We start from the raw sequence: 17,873 nt of genomic DNA on the forward strand, positions 1-17,873 counted from the left end.
AGTCTTAAGCGTCGCGGTCGAGGGCCGCCTGCAGCAGTTTCGCTGTTTCCTTCGGGCCATAGATCTTGATGAACGGACCCATGCGCGGGCCTTCCTTCTGGCCGAAGGCAACCTCGTAAAGCCCGGTAAACCACTCGCGGATATTCGCATACTCCTGTGCCTTGCCTGCATCAAAGACGAGGGTCTGGAAGACATCTTCCTCCGCACCCGGATCGGCCTGCTCAAGAGACGCGATCAGCATCTCGATGGCGGCTTTCTCGCGGCTATCCGGCGCGCGGTATTGCTTCTTCGGTTTGACGAAGTCCTCGAAGTAATTGACCGCATAGGTCAGCATCGGCTCCATCGCCGCCATTTCGGCGGCGCTGGCGTTCGGGCGGTATTTCTGCACGAAGCCTTTCAGGACGGCGGGATCGGACGTGCCCGACGCGTTGACGATGTTCAGCAGCAGCGAGAAGGAGACCGGCGGCGTCTCTGTCGGCGGGTTGCCGCCATGCAGGTGCCAGGCCGGGTTGTCCAGCTTCTTGGCTTGCGTCTCTGCCGCGTGATAGCGCTCCACGAACGACCAGTATTCGTCGGCCGTTTTCGGGATGATGTCGAAATAGAGCTTCTTGGCTTTTTTCGGCGCGTTGAACATGAACAGCGACAGACTCTCCGGCGAGGCATAGGTCAGCCATTCCTCGATCGTCAGGCCGTTGCCCTTGGTCTTGGAGATCTTCTTGCCTTCCTCATCGAGGAAGAGCTGGTAGTTGAAGCCGGCGGGCGGTGTGCCGCCCAGCGCCTTGACGATGCGGCTCGACAGCCTGGTCGATTCCGTCAGGTCCTCGCCCGCCATCTCGTAATCCACGCCGAGGGCATACCAGCGCCCGGCCCAGTCGGCCTTCCATTGCAGCTTTACCGCGCCGCCGGTGACGCGGGTGACGACGCGCGTGCCGTCTTCGTCTTCATAGACGACGGAGCCGGTCGCGGGGTCGCGGTCGAGCATCGGCACGTAAAGGACGCGGCCGGTCTTCGGCGAGATCGGCAGGATCGGTGAATAGGTCTTGCGCCGGTCCTCGCCGATCGTCGGCAGGATGATGTCCATCACCTCGTCATACTTTTCCAGCATGCGGATCAGGGCATCGTCATATTTGCCGGACACATAGGCGTCGGTTGCCGACAGGAATTCATAGTCGAAACCGAACCGGTCGAGGAAACCGCACAGCTTGGCATTGTTATGGGCGGCATAGCTGTCATGGGTGCCCCACGGGTCGGGCACGCGCGACAGCGGCTGCTGAAGGTACTCTTCCAGCTTGTCAGCGTTGGGCAGGTTCGGGGGCAGCTTGCGCATGCCGTCCATGTCGTCGGAGACGCAAATCAGCCGCGTCGGGCGACCTGTCAGCGCCTCGAACGCATTGCGCACCATGGTCGTGCGGGCGACCTCGCCGAACGTACCGATATGCGGCAAGCCGGACGGGCCATAGCCGGTCTCGAAGATCACGGGTTCGTCCGCCGGCTTGTTCTCAACGCGCTTGGCCAGGGCCTTTGCCTCCTGGAAGGGCCATGCTTTTGCGTTGTTCAGGTCGTCGGCGGTAAAATCGGTCATTTCTGGTCTGGTTTCTCTAAAAAAGGGCTTGATTGCAGGCCCGGGAAGCTAGGTCTAGCATGAATTGAGGTCAAGCAGGCATAAAGCCCGCTCAAGCCTGTTCTGGCGGGCTTGCGATACGCTGTAAAGGCGCATAGCTTCCGGCCACACAAACAAGCAGGAGTAACAAAGCCATGGCAGCAGAAGCCGTCGTCAAACTCACGCCGCAGGAAGCGGTGATCTATCTGATGGTGATGACCTCCGCCTCCGACGGGATCATTTCCGAAGGCGAGCTGCGCACCATTGGCCGTGTCGTGCGCTCCTTCCCGCTGTTTTCTGATGCCGACGAGGACAACCTGGTCCGCACGTCGGAGGAATGCGGCACGCTGATGTCGTCCGATGGCGGCCTTCACAAGGTGTTGTCTGCTGCGGAGGCCGCGCTGCCGCCGCATCTGGGCGAAACCGCCTATGCCGCCTGCGTCGATGTCGTCACCGCCGACGAGAATCTCGACATTGCCGAGATCCGCGTGCTGGAGCTGATCCGCCAGACCCTGAAAGTCTCCGACGATGGCGCGAATGCAATCGAGCATGCCGCCCGCGCGCGCCATATGACGGTCGAACCGGCCTTTGATTGATCCGGGCGACTGACTAATATGGAACAGACGATCATTTATCGCCTGCTGACGGAGGAGGACTGGTCGGCGGCCCGGGCCGATGCGCGTGTGCCGCGCCGTGCCATCGACGAGGCCGATGGCTATTTCCACCTGTCGGCGGAGAACCAGCTGATCGAGACGGCAAATTTGCATTTCGATGGTATGGACACGCTGTTCGCCCTCGGCTTTGCGGTGGCTGCGCTGGAGGCCGACCTGAAATGGGAGCTGGCGCCGAAACGCGGGCAGGACTTTCCCCATTTCTACGGCGATGAGTTGCGGGTGAAACATGCTGACCGGCTGCTGAGGCTGGATCGCCGTCCGGGTGGGTCTTTCGCTGTTACCGGGATGGAGTCTTTATGAAACTGCCGCTGCCGCTCGCCACGGCGGGTGCGAAACTGCTGACCACGATAGATCCGGAACAGGCGCACCGGCTGACCATCCGTGCCCTGAGGACTGGCTTCCAGCCAGCGGTCAAACCGGTCACCGACAAGCGGCTTGCGATCAGGGTGGCGGGGTTGAACTTTCCCAATCCGCTCGGCCTTGCCGCCGGGTTCGACAAGAATGCCGAAGTGGCGGACGAGGTGCTGGCGCTGGGCTTCGGGTTTGTCGAGGTCGGCGCGGTGACGCCCAAGCCGCAGCCGGGCAATGACCGCCCGCGCGTCTTTCGCCTGAAGGACCAGAACGCTGTCATCAACCGCTATGGTTTCAACAATGACGGTCTGGCGCTGATTACCCAGCGGCTGCAGGATCGCGACCGCAGCGGCGGGATCGTCGGGATCAATCTGGGGGCGAACAAGACGACGGAAGACAAGGCGGCGGACTACGTCACGGGCTTGCAGGCGCTGGAGCCGCATGTGGACTTTGCCACGGTCAACATTTCCTCGCCCAACACGCCGGGCCTGCGCACGCTACAGGGCCGCGCGCCGCTGGAAGACCTGCTCGCGCGGGTGCTGTCAGCGCGCACCGGCACGCTGCCCGTGTTCCTGAAGATCGCGCCGGACCTGACAGACGAGGACAAGGCGGATATCGCTGCAGTGGCCAAGACCAGCGGTATTGACGGGCTGATCGTCTCCAACACGACCATCACACGGCCGGATGGCCTCGATCCTGACCTCGCCAAGGAGGCTGGCGGTCTGTCCGGCGAGCCGCTGTTCGAGCTGTCGACGGCGGTGCTGAAGGATTTCGCGGTGGCGCTGGGCGGGGCTGTGCCGCTGATCGGTGTCGGCGGCGTATCGTCGGCCAAGGATGCCTATGCCAAGATCCTTGCGGGCGCGTCTCTGGTGCAGCTCTATACCGCCATGGTCTATGAAGGGCCTGGCCTGCCGACGCAGATCCTTCGCGGCCTTGTCGATTATCTGCAGGCGGACGGGTTTACCTCCGTCGAGGATGCTGTCGGCAAGGGGATTTAGGCCGTGATCAGGGGGCAGGAGGCGCTGAAGGATATTCCCGGCCTCGAGCTTGCCGGGCCGGTCGAGTTACGCAAGCTGACAATCGGTGCGCCAGAGAACGGGCTGACCGCAACCCTGCGCAAGACGGCGCGGGATGGTGTCTTCGATGTGAGTTTCGAATGCGGGACCGTCAGCGACTTCAAGGCGGAGGGCCTTGAGGCATTGCCGGTCATCCTCGATGATTTCAGTATAGAAAATGTTCGCAGCATCGGCTGGCGGGATGTCACCTGGCAGGTCAGCGCTGACGGCAAGGCCAGCCTTCTCTTTTACTGCGACGTGATAGACCTGATCGACCTTGAACGGGTTAGCTAGTCCTCCGCCTGTCCCTCATCGATCAGCTTCGCAAAGCCGCCCCACAGGGCGACCAGCGTTGCCGCGCGGGCGATGAGGAAGACGCCGAACGCCGTCCACAGGCCGTGATTGTCGAAATAGCGGGTCAGGATCAGCACGGCGGCGACATAGAATATGCCGGAGACGATCATGGAATTGCGCAGGGCCTTCGAGCGCGTCGCGCCGATATAATAGCCGTCTAGCTGGAAGGCGGTCGCGACCACGATGGGCGAGATGATGATCCAGCCGAAATAGTCGCGCGCCGTCGCGTTGATCTGCGGGTCCGGTGCGGCGATGTCGAGTAGTGTAGTACCGAACAGGAGATACAGCGCGCACATGGCAAGGCCGACGACGAGGGTGATGACCGCGCTCTTGCGGATCGTCTGGTAGAAGCGGTGATGGCGGGTGCGGCGGCGTTTGGCCCCCAGCGACTGGCCGACCAGTGCCTCTGCCGCGATCGCTGCGCCGTCGAGCACCAGCCCGGTGACGAGAAAGAACTGGAACAGGATCTGGTTGGCAGACAGCACATAGTCGCCATAGACGGCGGAGCGCTGGATGAACCAGACGATGGCGCCGACAAGGATCAGCGTGCGGATGAAGATGTCGAGATTGACGGCGAGCAGCCTTTTGAGCGAGCGGCGGGCAAGATAGTCGATCTCGCGCCAGTGGGCTTTCAGCCCGTCATTCTTCGACAGGACCAAGGCGACGGCGGCAAGGCCGAGCACCGCGCCTGTCACCTCGGCGATCAGCGTGCCATAGGCAACGCCCGCCGCGCCGAGGTCGAGGCCGACGACGAACCAGATATCGAGCACGGTGTTGAGCAGCGTCAGCCCGACAGAGACAGCCATCATCAGGCCGGTGTGGCCGCGCGCCGTCAGCCAGCCGAGCAGGCCGTATGTCATCAATGCGGCGGGCGCGCCCCAGATGCGGATGGCGTAATAGGTCTCGGCCGCCTCCACCGTTTCCGGCACAACCGTCGCGCCGCGGGTCATCAGCCAGAAGGCGAGCTCGCCGAACGGATATTGCAGCACGACCAGCAGGAGACCGATGACCGCGCCGAGGCCGACCGATTGCGCAAGGATGCGGCGCACCTTCGGCTCGTTGCGCTCGCCCACCGCCTGTGCTGTCAGGCCGGAGGTCGACATGCGCAGGAACCCGAAGGTCCAGTAGGCGAGGGAGAAGATTGCCGAGGCAAGCCCGACCGCGCCGACATCGAGCGGACGCGCCGAATAGCCCAGCACCGTCGCGTCGACGAGGCCGAGCAGCGGCGTGATCATCGCCGCGACGCTGGCGGGCCAGGCCAGCGCCAGCAGGCGGCCATAGGTGACGGGCTGTTGCATGGGGACCTGTCTAGACGGGTTCGGGCGGGATGCTAATGGCCGGGTTTCAGGGTAAGCCGGTCATCATCTTTCGTGACCTTGCGATAGAAACAGGTGTCGCGCCCGGTGTGGCAGGCGGCGCCGGTCTGGGTGACCTTGACCAGCACCACGTCCTGGTCGCAGTCGACATGCATGGAGACAAGGGTCTGGATATGGCCGGACGTCGCGCCCTTGTGCCACAGCTCGCCGCGGGAGCGGGACCAGTAATGGACCTCTTGCGTTTCAAGCGTTTTCTCGATCGCCTCGCTGTTCATCCACGCCATCATCAGAATGTCGCCGGTCATCGCGTCCTGCGCGATGGCGGGGATCAGCCCTGCCTCGTTGAAGCGCGGCGTGAAGGCGCTGGTTTCTTCGATGCTGTCGGATTTTGTGTCGGCCATAGGAATTTCCTTTTAACGCCCGATGGGTGTTTCACAGGGCAGATTTTGTCAAGGATTTACCGCCGGAGGCGGCGGCCCTGAAGGGCCGTCCTTGACTAAATCTTCCCTGTAAAACGATAGGCCGCCATGTCCTGTAAGGCATAAAATGCCTTGCAGGCACTTGGCTGACAAAATCCCGGCCTTTCAGATAATCGGGATACAGAGATAGAGCACCGTACTCGGACAATTATCCCAAAAGCTCAGACGTCATCTCTGCGACCTCTGCGATCACAACTTCCGCTGCCGTCGTCTCCGCCTCGGGCGCATTGACATAGACCGCGATGACGATGGGTGCGCCGTCAGGGCGAAGGAAATAACCGACATCATTGACAGCGCCATTATTGCTGGTGCCGGTCTTGTGGCCCAGCGTCCAGCTGTCTGGCGTGCCGGCGGGCAGGCGGTTGGTGCCGGTGCTTGTCGCTTCCATCCACCCGCGCAGGGTGGCGCTGGCGGCGGGCGCAATTATGTCGCCGACGGCGACGCGCTCAAGCAGCCCTGCCATGGCGCGGGGCGTTGTCGTGTCGCGCGGATCGCCGGGGGCGTTCTCGTTCAGCTCCGTTTCCCAGCGGTCGAGGCGGGTGACCTCGTCGCCCCAACCGCGCAGACGCTCTGTAAAGCCCGGCGGCCCGTCGACCAGACGCAGCAGCAGGTTCGCGGCGGTATTGTCGCTGACTGCTACCGCCGCCTCGCACAGTGTACGGATCGATGCGCTACCTTGTGCCGCCAGCGGCCCGGTGACAGGCGACCAGGGCACCAGCGTTTCTTCGCTGAAGGATATCTCGTCATCAAGGGTGATCGAGCCGTTTTGTACCTCGTCGAGCACCTGTGCCGCCAGCGCCCATTTGAAGGTCGAGCACATGGCAAAGCGCTCATCGGCGCGGTGGATCAGGCTGTTGCCAGTGGCGATATCGCGGGCGAAGACGCCGATATGGCCGCCGTTGAGACTGGCTTCCTGCTCGCTGAGATCAAGAAGCCCTTCGGTAATCCGGCCTTGCTGCTCCCTGCGTCCGCAGGCGGTAAGCAGGGCGGTGGCGCCAAGGCCGGTCAGCGCCATACGGCGCGATATCCATCTGGTCTGCATGATCGTCCTCGTATCTCTCATCCCACCATTAACCCTGAGTCGGGGCGGCAATGAGGCATGATACCGGCCTTTCCGGCAAATTTGGCTAACGCAGCCATTATGCAGGATGGGTAAGCGTTCCTTCACCTTATCGGCATAAATTAAGTCAAACTGGCGAAAAGCCGGGCCGTTGCCGCGGTTTGCTTCGTCGGGCCCGCTACAGCTTACAGGATGGCGCTTTCCATGTCCGATACCCTGCTCAAATCGCTCGTCGTGGTCGCTTTCTTCGTTGGCCTCAGCATCCTCGGCCTTTCGCTGTTGAATATCGGGTCGATGCTCAGCCCGCCAACTCATTATGGCGTTCACGGCCAGAGCGGCTGGTGGACAGACCGGGTACTGACGACCATTATCCACCTGATGTTGCTGGTAACCGTCTGTATGGCAATGATTGCGCTTTATGCGATCAGCAATAAGGGGCTGACCGACCGGCTGACCACGCGCTCTATTTTCATCGCCGGGCTTGCGCTATGCCTGTGCGGCTGCGTCGGCATGATGCAGTCGGTCACCCAGCTTCCTTATCACCTGCCGGCGCTGCAGGCGCTGCAGGCGTCCGGCCAGTCGGGCCTTGGTTATGCAGCACGGATTTTTCTCGATGCCTTTGCCGAGAACGGCAAGACGCTGGTGATCGGCTTCGTGCTGATTGTTCTTGCCCGGCATCTTGATCAGAAGTCCGAGGATAAACCAGGCGTGCCTGTCACGGCCGTGGCAGTCGAAAGCCAGCAGCCTGCCTTTTCAAAATCCGAGCAGGCTGCGGCCTGAAGTAACCGAAGAATTTTTTAGCCTTTGACCAGCCGCAGGAAGCGTTCTTCCAGTTTCGGGTCATCCCTGAACGCGCCGGTGAACCGGGTCGTGATCGTGTCGACGCCATGCTTGTGCACGCCGCGGGTGGACATGCACTGGTGCTCTGCCTCGATCATCACGGCGACGCCCAGCGGTTCCAGCACGGTGTTGAGCGTGTCGGCGATCTGCGCCGTCAGCTTTTCCTGGATCTGCAGGCGCTTGGCATAGGCATCGACGAGGCGGGCGAGCTTGGAAATGCCGACGACCTTGTTGTTCGGCAGGTAGGCGATATGCGCCTTGCCGATGATCGGCGCCATGTGGTGCTCGCAATAGCTTTCCAGGCGAATGTCCTTCATCAGCACGATATCGTCATAGCCTTCGACTTCCTCGAAGGTGCGCTCCAGGATCGCTTCCGGGTCATCATCATAGCCGGCGAACCATTCCTCAAAGGCTTTGGTCACGCGCTTTGGCGTGTCGAGAAGCCCTTCACGGGCGGGGTTGTCCCCGGCCCAGCGGATGAGGGTGCGCACAGCCTCTTCGGCTTCGGCGCGGGTCGGGCGGGAAGAGACATTTTCCTCCCCGGTATCGGAGGCACGGGTGATGGTATCGTAGGCAATGGCTGACATGGGCCTGTCCTATCGTTGTTGAGCGATTACACATTCGCAACTGTGGGGATTGTTTCCGCCCTTAGCCGCTGGACATAACATAATGAGAAGACTAGGAAAAAACCACTAACGACTGCGTCATTACAGGGACGATGCCATGCAGCTCTGTTGTAACTGTCTGATTTCATTGAGGTTCGTGGGCTGAGCCCGCGACAGTTTGGCCGATTCAGGCCTATTTCTCCCGAATTTGTGAAAACAGAGCCATCTCTTATGACGACCCCGACGATCAAGCTGCACAACACTTTCACCGGCAAGAAGGAAATCTTCCAGCCCGCTGACCCGAAACGGGTGACGATGTATGTGTGCGGGCCGACGGTTTATTCCTATGCCCATATCGGCAATGCCCGCGCGGCGGTGGTGTTCGACCAGTGGTTCCGGCTGCTGCGCGCCGTCTATGGGGAGACCCATGTCGCCTATGCCCGCAACTTCACCGATATCGATGACAAGATCATCAAGGCCCATCAGGAGAGCGGTGAGCCCATCGGCGTCATCACCCAGCGCTATGCCGATATCTATCGCGATGATATGGCGGGGCTGGGCTGCCTGTCGCCGACGCATGAGCCGCGGGCGACCGCCCATATCGCGGCGATGCAGGGGCTGATCACGACGCTGATCGAGCGCGGCCACGCCTATGCCGCCGAGGGGCATGTGCTGTTCGATGTCGACAGCTATGACGCCTACGGAAAATTATCGAAGCTCGACCGCGACGAGATCATCGCCGGGGCGCGGGTAGAGGTCGCCCCCTACAAGCGCAATGCGGCCGACTTCGTGCTGTGGAAGCCGAGCGCCGATAACGAGCCCGGCTGGCCGGCGCCGGAAGCGTGGGGCGTGCAGGGCAAGGGCCGGCCCGGCTGGCATCTTGAATGCTCCGCCATGATCCGTGATGTGTTCAAGACGGACACAATCGACATCCATGGCGGCGGGCAGGATCTGCGCTTCCCGCACCATGAGAACGAGATCGCCCAGAGCTGCTGCTCAGGCGACAAGGGGCCTGTCGACGGCGATGTGCCGCTCGCCAGATTCTGGCTGCATAACGGCTTTCTCAACATGGGCGAGGACAAGATGTCCAAGTCGCTCGGCAATATCGTGCTGCCCCATGACCTGTTGAAGGAATGGGATGGCGAGGTGATCCGCTGGGCATTGCTGTCGGCCCACTACCGCCAGCCGCTGGTGTGGACGGAGAAGATACTGGAAAGATCCAAGCGCCAGCTTGATCGCTTCTATCGTGTGCTGAATGATACCGCTCATCTTGAGCGCGATCTTGAGGATAGGGAACTGGTTCTGAAGCCGCTACAAGATGACCTGAATACACCAAAGGCTTATTCTTCCCTGCACTACATCAGGGATAACCTGGTAAAGGCCCTGCATGAAAATGACTTGCACAAAGCAGGCGGATGGCGGGCTGCATTGTTGTCTTCAGGCAAATTGATGGGTTTCTTTAACGTCGATCCGGCGGAATGGCTGAAGGGCAAGGCGGCAGGCGAGGGCGCGCTTGATGATACCGCCATCGATGCCCTGCTTGTCGAGCGGGCCGAGGCGCGCAAGGCCAAGGACTTCGCCCGGGCCGACGCGATCCGCGACGAACTCGCCGCGCAGAATATCCTCATCGAGGATGGCCCGTCCGGTGGGACCTGGCGTCGGGGATGAGGGTTGGGGCTCGGGGCTATTTTGGGCCCGGCTTTTTCGATCTGACATTGATCCAGACAATTACGGCCAGCACCACGAACGAGGCCAAGGCTATGACTGCTGAAGCCTGATACCGAAGATCGTTGTCCAGGTTTCCGGCCAAGAGCAGGATTGATAGGGTCATCAACGACATGATGGCGCAAAGAAGGGAAATAAGCGTCCGGTTCCTTTTGGGTTTGTCATCGCTTTTCCGTATCATGGCCCAGCCTCTCACCTCGTTTCGCCTGTCGAACACTGTGGCGTTCAATGCGCCCTGTGGCAATACGCGTGCGTCTGGGCTATATCCCGCCCTCAGGGACAAGCCCGCGATGATGAGGAAAACTGCCAATGCCCGTTTCCATGTATGAAGTTTCCGTGCCGGTGTTCATTTCCATGCTCTCCGCCATGTCGCATGTGCTGAAGAAGGCCGAAGCAAGCGCGAAGGAGCGCGGGCTGGAGGAAAGCGTGCTGATCGAGGCGCGTCACGCGCCGGACATGCTGCCGCTGAAAAACCAGGTCTATATCGCCACCGACATGGCCAAGGGCTGCGCTTCACGCCTCGCCGGGCGGGACGTGCCGTCCTATCAGGACGTGGAGGCGACCTTCCCCGACCTTCTCGCCCGCATCCAGAAGACGCTGGATTATCTGGCGACGTTCGAGCCGGATGACATGAAGGGATCGGAAGACCGTGACATCACGCTGAAGATCGGCGGCAACGACATGACCTTCCCGGGCCGTGCATACGTGCTCGGCTTCGTCCATCCGAACTTCTATTTCCACGTGACGACCTGCTATTCGATCCTGCGCGCCAATGGCGTGAAACTGGGCAAGGCGGACTATTTCGGGCAGGGGTAGTCATGGGTAAGGCTGGCATCATCTGGCCTGTCCGATTATATCCCGACCATGATCGAGAAGATTTATTCAAACGCCCTGCTGGAAGCGGCGGGCTCCATCCCCAAGGCGCGGCGCCTCGACGAGCCGGACGCGACGGCGCGAAAATATTCGCGCGTTTGCGGGTCTGAGGTCACTGTCGACCTGAAAATGGTCGATGGGGTGGTCTCCGACTTTGCGGTCTCGGCCAAGGCTTGTGCGCTGGGGCAGGCGTCATCTTCGCTGATGGCGAAAACGATTATCGGGTCTACGCCCGATGAGCTGCGTACGCTCCACGCCCAGATGGTCGCCATGCTGAAGGAGGAGGGGCCGGTGCCGACGGGCGAGCGGTTTGCCGAACTTTCGAAGCTGGAGCCGATCCGCGATTATCCGGCGCGCCATGCCTCGACGCTTCTGGTGTTCGACGCCGTCATCGACTGCCTCGACCAGATCGACGCGGACAAAGCCTGACTCACCTGATCCGCTCGACCCCGTCATCCGGTGCCTCGTCGCGCTGCGGCTCTGGCCTGCCCATGCGGAAAGACGCCATATAGTCCGGCGAGTAATCGAGCGCGAAACGCTCTGCCTCGGCAATTGCCTGCGCATCAAGCCCCTCACGAAGGCGGTCCATGAACGGGGCCGAGAAATCCTGCATCGGCGCGATGGCCGTGTCGTTCTGTTCGTTGAAGACCAGTGCCCAGCTCAGCGCTGTGGCGTAGTCGCCACCCGTAACGGCGATCTCTGCCAGTTCCTTCTGCGCTTCGCGGTGGCCGGCCATGGCGGCGCGTTCGAACCAGACCATCGCTTCCCTGCGATCCAGTGCCGAGGGCGATCCGTCAAGCAGGCACTGGCCCAGCTCGAACTGCGCGATCTCGAAATTGCGGCCATAGGCGGCGAGCACGCGATAGACCGGGATCGCGTCATCGCAGCCTTCATTGGCGGCAAGGTTGCGGGCGGCACCGATCAGCCGCGCGGCCTGTTCGCTGTCCATCACCCTGCCGCTGAGCTGGCGCTCGGCGTTGCCGCGGTCGGCATAGGCAAGGCGCTGGCGCTCTGCGGTTCCCGGTGAGGCACAGGCCGTTATCGTCAATCCGGTGAGGGCCAACAGGATGGCGGCACGGCTGGTGGCAATGTGAGACATGATGGATGATCGCTCCCGTTTATCGTTTGTGCTATTCAGCACGGTTCAACGGCAAAAGGCTACAGGTCCCGTCGCACAGACGGCGTTAACTCTATGACAGACAAGCCTGATACGAGAATTCAGCGTGAAAGCCCGGGCATCGTCTCGCGCGTCGCGATCGGCCTGCTCAGGGTTTATCAGGTCACGCTGTCGCCTCTCTTTGCTGTCATCGGCGTGCAGTGCCGTCATGCGCCGACCTGTTCGCACTATGCCTGCGAAGCCTATCGCCGCCACGGCGCCTGGCGAGGCTCGTGGCTGACGCTGTCGCGCCTTGCCCGCTGCCATCCGTTCGGTTCCCACGGGTTCGACCCTGTGCCAGGGCATCTGGGCGACCATCCGCTGGCACCTTGGCGCTATGGCGACTGGGCATGGCGGGAGAGGGGCGCTCGACCGGATGGGACAGGGTCCGGCCAGGGCGGCCAGCCCGATTAAACCTTGCCGTGTGTCATCCCTGCCGATAGGCTTTTTCCTGGAGCGATTGGGGGATCTCTCCGGGGTCAGTAGTTTGAGTGGGGTTCTCATGATCAGATTTGTCACCGCCATTGCCGCAGCAATTTGTGTCGCGGCGCCCATCGGAGCCATGTCAGGGGCAAGTGCACAGGTTTCCAATTCCCTCGGCGCACAGCCGGATGTGGAAGTGCCGGATGCTGCCCCGGGTACTGATGACGGCACTTTCTACTATGAACCGGTCCTGTTCAAACCCGATGAGATAAGGGCTATCGTGGAAGGCGCGGGGCTGCCGATCATCATGGACGAGGCCATCCCGGAACTCGACGGTTATGTCATCGTTGCCTCGCTCTATGGCCTTCCGCTCGCCTATGGTTTTTCCGACTGCTTCGAGCAAGGCTGTACACTGCTGATTCAGGCCCACAAGGCACCGACCACGGTGCGCGGGCTGCGGACCACACCGCAGGTCGTCAACCAGCTCAATCCGGAATTCCCGCTCGGGCAGCTGATCGCCGACGAGAATGGCGACATGGTCTATCGTGCCGGCCTGCCGGCAACGCCCGGCTGCGCGATTGACTGCGTCGAAGTGCATCTTCGGCTCTACCTGCTGGCGCTCAATGAAATATACCGCCTGCTGAACGAAACCTCCAGCCGTAATGAGGCCAGCCTGTCGAGCGGCCTTGCCCTGTCTGCGGCGATGACGCGCCTGCCGGAGTTTGCCAGCCTCGTTTCCCAGGCCGGCGGGACGGTGGGCATTGGCAATTTCGGCAATCCTGTCGCTGATTTTGCAGGCCGTGAGCCCGGCGCCGCTGACCTGAGCCGGTTGCTGGAACTGTCCGGGCTTGGCGAGATGGCAAATGAGTTGCCGGTCGATGACTGGTCGGCACTGACCGGCAACTAAGCCGGGCCAAGAGGGCGCGTGCCGATTCAGCCGGTTGCGCCTTCAGCCTGTTCAAGCTTTCTCAGCTTTCGATGATAGAGCCAGCGTAGGCCATAGCCGGCAGGCCAGTTAAAGAAGAACAGAAAGCTCGCCCAGACCCAGAGCGGTGGCATCGCCGCCAAGATTGCGACAGCGCTCGCAATGATGATCTGCATGATGAACACCTGCACCGACAGGGCGGTCAGCATGCGTTCCTTTGTGCTCAAGCCGATTTCATCTGCCCGCTTTAATGCGTGCCGGTACATCAAGGCATAGACCGCGAAGATCAGTGCATAGCCTATGGCGTAATAGCGCATCAGCTCACCGGCCATCATTGTGTCGAAAATACCGAGCGCTTCGATCCGCGCAGTATGCCCAAAAGCAATGAGGATATAGGAAAACAGTGCATCGAAGATGAAGCGCAGCGGATAGGCGATAAACAGGATCAACAACAATAGTATGGCATTGAGAAAGATCGTCGTGCGGTCGCCCAGCCCGTAACGGCGGAAATAGACAAAGTGCATGTTCCAGACGAGAAGCAGGATCGCGAAACCTGCCGTGACCGGGATGATACCAAGAAGGTGAAACTTCAAATCGGTGAAATCTATCGGTGGCGAGGAGGCTGACACCAGCATGCCAAGCGCCAGGGCGAAGACGATATCCGACAGGTTCTCGATGCGGGTGACATTGCGCCCGCGCCACTGGAAATGCGGATCGTGATCGATCTCTCGCGCTTCGAGGCCGTCCGTCACGGCCTGGCGGATCATGAGGTTAGTCCGCAGGGACCTGCGTCGTCCCTGACGGTATATAAAGCCCGGTGAACCATTCCGACCATTCGCCTGTCTCCCCGTTCTCCTGCTCGAAGAACTGGATGACAGCACCATCCGGGCGTTCTGTCCATGTGCCGCGGAAACCGGCGACCAGTCCACTGGTCCGATAGGCGATCGTGCCTTCCAGCACCATCTGCCCCGCCTCGTTCAGCCCGCCGGTGTAATCGATCACCGCGCCACGGGCGACCCAGAGCTGGCGCCATTCTTCGGTTGTTGGGTCATAGAAATTATAAGACTGCCCGGTCGAGCCGCCGACACCTTTCCAGCGCTCGATGATCAGGCAGCCATCCTCGGCGGAGGTGATCGAGTTATGCCCCTGCAACGTGGTGCCCGCCTCGTCATAGACATCCCATTCGCCGAGCCAGAAATCGAAATCGGTATAGGGCGCTCCCTCGCAAGCGGGCGGCAGCGGAGGAGCTGGATTCTCTGGCGCAGAGGCCGGGGGCTCCGGAGGCGCCAGTTCCTGGGCCAGAGCCGCTGTTGTCAATGCGGATACGGCCATTGAGACCGAGGCCAGCGCCGTGATCATGTTTTTCATCGTTCCCTCCTTTTCCACGCCACCAGCCTTCGCCGTAAAAGCGCCCGGTGCAAGGCTGCAGCAGACCAGCCGACGCTCTGGCAAGACGAATGGCAGGCTGGTCGCCAGTATAGACGGTGCTGGGCAAACGCACCGGTATTTCTTATGGTCGCGCAAAAGAAGGATAACGGGATGAAAAACGTAACTGCGATATGTGCGGCCCTTGGGCTGACGGCTATGACGGCGCTCGGGTGCTCCGAGGCGCAGGACGAGGCGACTGGCAAGATCAGCTGGCCGGATGGAAAGAAGGCAGCGATCGCGCTGACCTATGACGATGCGCTCGACACCCATCTCGATGTCGCCGCGCCCGCGCTCGATGCCCGCGACCTGAAGGGCACGTTTTTCGTGACCGTCGGCAGCTATCCGTTCACCGGGCGGATGGAGGAGTGGCGCGAACTGGCAGGCGACGGCCATGAGCTGGCCAACCACACCCTGTTCCACCCCTGCGTCGGCGGGCCGGACCGCGAATGGGTCATGGCAGACCGTGATCTCGCGACCTACACGGTCGGGCGCTTCGTCGATGAACTCGCCCTGACCAACCGCGTTCTGGAGGCGATGGATGGCGAGAGCGTGCGCACATATGCCTATACCTGCGGCGACACGACCGCTGGCGGGGAGAGTATCGTCGAGGCGCTGGCGCCCTACGCCATCGCCGCGCGCACGGTGCAGCAGGAGACGCCGACAACTGAGAACGGTCTGCCGGACCCCTATCTCATCGGCACCTATGCCGAGGGCGACCCGACCGGCGAGCAGCTGATCGGCTATGCCGAGCGTATCCTGGAGGATGGCACGGTTGGGACGTACCTGTTCCACGATATTCAGGGCGAGCACCTGTCGGTCACCGCAGAGGCTCATGGCGAGCTGCTCGACTGGCTCGCCGAGCATAGCGACGAGGTCTGGGTGACCACCTTCCGTGAGATCATGGAATATGTGAGAGAACAGGAAGTGGCGGAATAGGGCGAATAGGCCCGGTTCGCGCCAACTTGCCCAAGGCACTTGATTCTTTGGCAGGACTGTACGAAGTCATTCGTTCCTGTTTCAGCCTTTTTGCAAGAGATAAGACGATGCCCCAGATTACCCTGCCCGATGGTTCCATCCGCCCCTATGACGGGCCGGTGACCGGGACGGGCATCGCCGAGGATATTTCCAAGTCGCTGGCCAAGAAGGCGATCGCCATGAAGGTCGATGGCGAGGTGCGCGACATCTGGGATTCGATCGAGAAGGACGCCAAGGTCGAGATCGTCACCCGCGATTCAGCCGAGGGGCTGGACCTTGTCCGCCATGACGCCGCGCACCTGCTGGCGCAGGCGGTGCAGGAGCTGTTCCCCGGCACGCAGGTCACTATCGGCCCGGTGATCGAGGACGGGTTCTATTACGACTTCGCCCGCAAGGAGCCTTTCTCCACGGAAGACTTCGAGAAGATCGAGAAGAAGATGGCCGAGCTGGTCGATGCCGACCTGCCGACAAAAAAGGAAGTCTGGGACCGGGACGAGGCCATCGCCAAATTCGAATCCATGGGTGAAAAATACAAGGCCGAACTGATCCGCGACCTGCCGGGCAGCGAGGACATCAAGGTCTATCACCATGGCGACTGGTTCGATTTGTGCCGCGGACCGCATCTTCCGTCCACGAAGCATATCGGCAAGTCGTTCAAGTTGATGAAGCTCGCCGGTGCCTACTGGCGCGGTGATCATCGCAACGAGCAGCTGCAGCGCATCTATGGCACGGCCTGGCTGTCCGACAAGGACCTGAAAGCGCACCTGACCCGGCTGGAAGAGGCCGAGAAGCGCGACCACCGCCGCCTCGGCCGCGAGATGGACCTGTTCCATTTGCAGTCCGAAGCGCAGGGGTCGGTCTTCTGGCATGCCAAGGGCTTTACCATCTGGCGCGAGCTTGAGGCCTATATCCGCCGCCAGCTCGATGCCGATGGCTATGAGGAGGTCAAGACGCCGCAATTGCTGGATTCGGTTTTCTGGCAGCAATCCGGCCACTGGGCGAAATTCCGCGAGAACATGTTCGTCGTGCCGGACGAGGTTCCGAATACGGAGGATGATGCGCCGCTCCTGTCCGGCAAGGCCGACATGATGGCGCTGAAACCGATGAACTGCCCGGCGCACGTGCAGATCTTCAAGCAGGGCATCAAGTCCTATCGCGACCTGCCGATTCGCATGGCGGAGTTCGGCTGCTGCCACCGCAACGAGCCCCATGGCGCGCTGCACGGGCTGATGCGCGTGCGTCAGTTCACCCAGGACGATGCGCATATCTTCTGCCGCGAGGACCAGATTGTCGACGAGACGATCCGCTTCCTGAACTTGTTCGCGACCGTCTATGGCGATGTCGGCTTTACCGACATTACCTACAAGATCGCGACGCGCCCGGAAGTGCGCGCCGGGTCCGACGAGGCGTGGGACCGGGCCGAGCAGATGCTGGAAGAGGCGTTCAAGCAGTCCGGGCTGGAGTATGAGATCCTGCCGGGTGAGGGCGCGTTCTATGGCCCGAAACTGGAATTCCACCTGACCGATGCCATCGGCCGGACATGGCAGTGCGGCACGTTCCAGCTTGATTACGTGCTGCCGGAACGTCTCGATGCTGCCTATATCGGCGAGGATGGCAACCGCCATCGCCCGGTCATGCTGCACCGGGCCGTGTTCGGCTCGTTCGAGCGGTTCATCGGCCTGCTGATCGAGCAATATGCCGGCAAGATGCCGCTTTGGCTGGCACCGACCCAGATGGTCGTCGCGACGGTTACGACCGACGCCAATGACTATGCCGAGAAGGTAGCGGCCGAATTCCGCGCCGCCGGCATGCGCGTCGAGACCGACCTGAGGAACGAGAAGATCAACTACAAGGTGCGCGAGCATTCCCATGCCAAGGTGCCGTTGATAGCCGTCGTCGGCGGGCGCGAGGCCGAAGAGCGCAAGCTGTCCCTGCGCCGTCTCGGCTCGAAGGATTCTTCCGTGATGGGTGTCGACGAGGCGCTGGCTGAGTTGAAGAAAGAGTCTCTGGCCCCGGACCTGAAGCGGTAAGCAG

Annotated in this window: 20 protein-coding genes; 12 read left to right on the plus strand and 8 right to left on the minus strand. The window is 61.4% G+C overall.

Features of this window, described 5'->3' with window-relative positions; translation table 11 throughout:
• Window positions 1-4: 4 nt before the first annotated feature.
• Window positions 5-1,582, minus strand: coding sequence for a lysine--tRNA ligase (locus tag FF098_RS11650; RefSeq protein ID WP_155140662.1), 1,578 nt, complete (start codon window positions 1,580-1,582; stop codon window positions 5-7).
• A gap of 173 nt (window positions 1,583-1,755) precedes the next feature.
• On the opposite strand from FF098_RS11650, the gene FF098_RS11655 reads away from it, so the two are divergent.
• Genes FF098_RS11655 through FF098_RS11670 form a run of 4 tightly spaced genes read left to right on the plus strand, consistent with a single transcriptional unit; the run spans window position 1,756 to window position 3,974 of the window.
• Window positions 1,756-2,196: a tellurite resistance TerB family protein gene (locus tag FF098_RS11655; RefSeq protein ID WP_155140664.1), complete on the plus strand. Its 441-nt coding sequence runs from the start codon at window positions 1,756-1,758 to the stop codon at window positions 2,194-2,196.
• Between the two features lie 18 nt (window positions 2,197-2,214).
• On the plus strand, window positions 2,215-2,574 hold the full coding sequence (locus FF098_RS11660; protein ID WP_155140666.1) for a DUF952 domain-containing protein: 360 nt from the start codon (window positions 2,215-2,217) through the stop codon (window positions 2,572-2,574).
• Entirely contained in the window at window positions 2,571-3,623 is a 1,053-nt protein-coding gene (locus FF098_RS11665) for a quinone-dependent dihydroorotate dehydrogenase (protein WP_155140668.1), read from the plus strand. The genes FF098_RS11660 and FF098_RS11665 overlap by 4 nt, the downstream gene beginning before the upstream one ends.
• Before the next feature lie 3 nt (window positions 3,624-3,626).
• Entirely contained in the window at window positions 3,627-3,974 is a 348-nt protein-coding gene (locus FF098_RS11670) for a hypothetical protein (RefSeq protein WP_155140671.1), read from the plus strand.
• Here FF098_RS11670 and FF098_RS11675 read toward each other — a convergent pair.
• From FF098_RS11675 to bla, 3 genes are all read right to left on the minus strand, one after another.
• Entirely contained in the window at window positions 3,971-5,332 is a 1,362-nt protein-coding gene (locus FF098_RS11675; RefSeq protein ID WP_155140673.1) for an MATE family efflux transporter, read from the minus strand. The genes FF098_RS11670 and FF098_RS11675 overlap by 4 nt on opposite strands.
• Window positions 5,333-5,364: 32 nt before the next feature.
• Complete coding sequence (gene hisI, locus FF098_RS11680; protein ID WP_155140675.1) at window positions 5,365-5,751, minus strand: phosphoribosyl-AMP cyclohydrolase; 387 nt, start codon at window positions 5,749-5,751, stop codon at window positions 5,365-5,367.
• A 226-nt stretch (window positions 5,752-5,977) separates the two neighbouring features.
• Window positions 5,978-6,892, minus strand: a complete 915-nt coding sequence (bla, locus tag FF098_RS11685) for a class A beta-lactamase (protein ID WP_166426499.1) — start codon at window positions 6,890-6,892, stop codon at window positions 5,978-5,980.
• Between the two features lie 201 nt (window positions 6,893-7,093).
• Between bla and FF098_RS11690 the strand changes: the two genes are divergently transcribed.
• Window positions 7,094-7,669 carry a hypothetical protein gene (locus tag FF098_RS11690; protein ID WP_166426500.1) on the plus strand — a complete coding sequence of 192 codons (576 nt, stop codon included), beginning with the start codon at window positions 7,094-7,096 and terminating at the stop codon, window positions 7,667-7,669.
• 17 nt (window positions 7,670-7,686) lie between these two features.
• On the opposite strand, the gene folE is transcribed toward FF098_RS11690, so the two are convergent.
• Window positions 7,687-8,316: a GTP cyclohydrolase I FolE gene (folE, locus tag FF098_RS11695; RefSeq protein WP_155140681.1), complete on the minus strand. Its 630-nt coding sequence runs from the start codon at window positions 8,314-8,316 to the stop codon at window positions 7,687-7,689.
• Between the two features lie 249 nt (window positions 8,317-8,565).
• Between folE and cysS the strand changes: the two genes are divergently transcribed.
• The 3 genes from cysS to FF098_RS11710 all read left to right on the plus strand — a co-directional run bounded on the left by cysS (window position 8,566) and on the right by FF098_RS11710 (window position 11,361).
• A complete protein-coding gene (cysS, locus tag FF098_RS11700) occupies window positions 8,566-10,002 on the plus strand; it encodes a cysteine--tRNA ligase (protein ID WP_155140683.1) in 1,437 nt (478 codons plus the stop codon).
• 366 nt (window positions 10,003-10,368) lie between these two features.
• Window positions 10,369-10,875: a DUF1993 domain-containing protein gene (locus FF098_RS11705; RefSeq protein WP_155140685.1), complete on the plus strand. Its 507-nt coding sequence runs from the start codon at window positions 10,369-10,371 to the stop codon at window positions 10,873-10,875.
• Window positions 10,876-10,923: 48 nt separating this feature from the next.
• On the plus strand, window positions 10,924-11,361 hold the full coding sequence (locus FF098_RS11710; RefSeq protein ID WP_155140686.1) for an iron-sulfur cluster assembly scaffold protein: 438 nt from the start codon (window positions 10,924-10,926) through the stop codon (window positions 11,359-11,361).
• Between the two features lies 1 nt (window position 11,362).
• Here the strand turns inward: FF098_RS11710 and FF098_RS11715 are convergent, their stop codons facing one another.
• Window positions 11,363-12,031, minus strand: coding sequence for an SEL1-like repeat protein (locus FF098_RS11715; RefSeq protein ID WP_155140688.1), 669 nt, complete (start codon window positions 12,029-12,031; stop codon window positions 11,363-11,365).
• Between the two features lie 93 nt (window positions 12,032-12,124).
• Between FF098_RS11715 and yidD the strand changes: the two genes are divergently transcribed.
• Together yidD and FF098_RS11725 are read left to right on the plus strand one after the other, a co-directional pair.
• Window positions 12,125-12,502: a membrane protein insertion efficiency factor YidD gene (yidD, locus tag FF098_RS11720; protein ID WP_155140690.1), complete on the plus strand. Its 378-nt coding sequence runs from the start codon at window positions 12,125-12,127 to the stop codon at window positions 12,500-12,502.
• 88 nt (window positions 12,503-12,590) lie between these two features.
• A complete protein-coding gene (locus tag FF098_RS11725) occupies window positions 12,591-13,418 on the plus strand; it encodes a type III secretion system chaperone family protein (RefSeq protein WP_155140692.1) in 828 nt (275 codons plus the stop codon).
• A gap of 26 nt (window positions 13,419-13,444) precedes the next feature.
• Here FF098_RS11725 and FF098_RS11730 read toward each other — a convergent pair whose 3' ends face one another.
• Together FF098_RS11730 and FF098_RS11735 are read right to left on the minus strand one after the other, a co-directional pair.
• The gene (locus FF098_RS11730; protein ID WP_166426501.1) at window positions 13,445-14,203 is read right to left on the minus strand and encodes a TMEM175 family protein; all 759 of its coding nucleotides are present in this window, start codon (window positions 14,201-14,203) and stop codon (window positions 13,445-13,447) included.
• Window positions 14,204-14,207: 4 nt separating this feature from the next.
• Entirely contained in the window at window positions 14,208-14,804 is a 597-nt protein-coding gene (locus FF098_RS11735) for a hypothetical protein (RefSeq protein ID WP_155140696.1), read from the minus strand.
• A gap of 171 nt (window positions 14,805-14,975) precedes the next feature.
• Between FF098_RS11735 and FF098_RS11740 the strand changes: the two genes are divergently transcribed.
• The gene (locus FF098_RS11740; protein ID WP_166426502.1) at window positions 14,976-15,800 is read left to right on the plus strand and encodes a polysaccharide deacetylase family protein; all 825 of its coding nucleotides are present in this window, start codon (window positions 14,976-14,978) and stop codon (window positions 15,798-15,800) included.
• A 107-nt stretch (window positions 15,801-15,907) separates the two neighbouring features.
• Window positions 15,908-17,869 carry a threonine--tRNA ligase gene (gene thrS / locus FF098_RS11745; protein WP_155140700.1) on the plus strand — a complete coding sequence of 654 codons (1,962 nt, stop codon included), beginning with the start codon at window positions 15,908-15,910 and terminating at the stop codon, window positions 17,867-17,869.
• Window positions 17,870-17,873: the final 4 nt, after the last annotated feature.

Origin of the sequence: Aquisalinus luteolus (assembly GCF_009712425.2) — a bacterium.
GTDB lineage: Bacteria > Pseudomonadota > Alphaproteobacteria > Caulobacterales > Parvularculaceae > Aquisalinus > Aquisalinus luteolus.

What these genes read in the sequence shown, in the direction of transcription:
- FF098_RS11650 (WP_155140662.1), bottom strand. Translation starts at nt 1,582, where the DNA reads ATGACCGATTTTACCGCCGACGACCTGAACAACGCAAAAGCATGGCCC.
- FF098_RS11655 (WP_155140664.1), top strand. Translation starts at nt 1,756, where the DNA reads ATGGCAGCAGAAGCCGTCGTCAAACTCACGCCGCAGGAAGCGGTGATC.
- FF098_RS11660 (WP_155140666.1), top strand. Translation starts at nt 2,215, where the DNA reads ATGGAACAGACGATCATTTATCGCCTGCTGACGGAGGAGGACTGGTCG.
- FF098_RS11665 (WP_155140668.1), top strand. Translation starts at nt 2,571, where the DNA reads ATGAAACTGCCGCTGCCGCTCGCCACGGCGGGTGCGAAACTGCTGACC.
- FF098_RS11675 (WP_155140673.1), bottom strand. Translation starts at nt 5,332, where the DNA reads ATGCAACAGCCCGTCACCTATGGCCGCCTGCTGGCGCTGGCCTGGCCC.
- hisI (WP_155140675.1), bottom strand. Translation starts at nt 5,751, where the DNA reads ATGGCCGACACAAAATCCGACAGCATCGAAGAAACCAGCGCCTTCACG.
- bla (WP_166426499.1), bottom strand. Translation starts at nt 6,892, where the DNA reads ATGAGAGATACGAGGACGATCATGCAGACCAGATGGATATCGCGCCGT.
- FF098_RS11690 (WP_166426500.1), top strand. Translation starts at nt 7,094, where the DNA reads ATGTCCGATACCCTGCTCAAATCGCTCGTCGTGGTCGCTTTCTTCGTT.
- folE (WP_155140681.1), bottom strand. Translation starts at nt 8,316, where the DNA reads ATGTCAGCCATTGCCTACGATACCATCACCCGTGCCTCCGATACCGGG.
- cysS (WP_155140683.1), top strand. Translation starts at nt 8,566, where the DNA reads ATGACGACCCCGACGATCAAGCTGCACAACACTTTCACCGGCAAGAAG.
- FF098_RS11705 (WP_155140685.1), top strand. Translation starts at nt 10,369, where the DNA reads ATGCCCGTTTCCATGTATGAAGTTTCCGTGCCGGTGTTCATTTCCATG.
- FF098_RS11710 (WP_155140686.1), top strand. Translation starts at nt 10,924, where the DNA reads ATGATCGAGAAGATTTATTCAAACGCCCTGCTGGAAGCGGCGGGCTCC.
- FF098_RS11715 (WP_155140688.1), bottom strand. Translation starts at nt 12,031, where the DNA reads ATGTCTCACATTGCCACCAGCCGTGCCGCCATCCTGTTGGCCCTCACC.
- yidD (WP_155140690.1), top strand. Translation starts at nt 12,125, where the DNA reads ATGACAGACAAGCCTGATACGAGAATTCAGCGTGAAAGCCCGGGCATC.
- FF098_RS11725 (WP_155140692.1), top strand. Translation starts at nt 12,591, where the DNA reads ATGATCAGATTTGTCACCGCCATTGCCGCAGCAATTTGTGTCGCGGCG.
- FF098_RS11730 (WP_166426501.1), bottom strand. Translation starts at nt 14,203, where the DNA reads ATGATCCGCCAGGCCGTGACGGACGGCCTCGAAGCGCGAGAGATCGAT.
- FF098_RS11735 (WP_155140696.1), bottom strand. Translation starts at nt 14,804, where the DNA reads ATGAAAAACATGATCACGGCGCTGGCCTCGGTCTCAATGGCCGTATCC.
- FF098_RS11740 (WP_166426502.1), top strand. Translation starts at nt 14,976, where the DNA reads ATGAAAAACGTAACTGCGATATGTGCGGCCCTTGGGCTGACGGCTATG.
- thrS (WP_155140700.1), top strand. Translation starts at nt 15,908, where the DNA reads ATGCCCCAGATTACCCTGCCCGATGGTTCCATCCGCCCCTATGACGGG.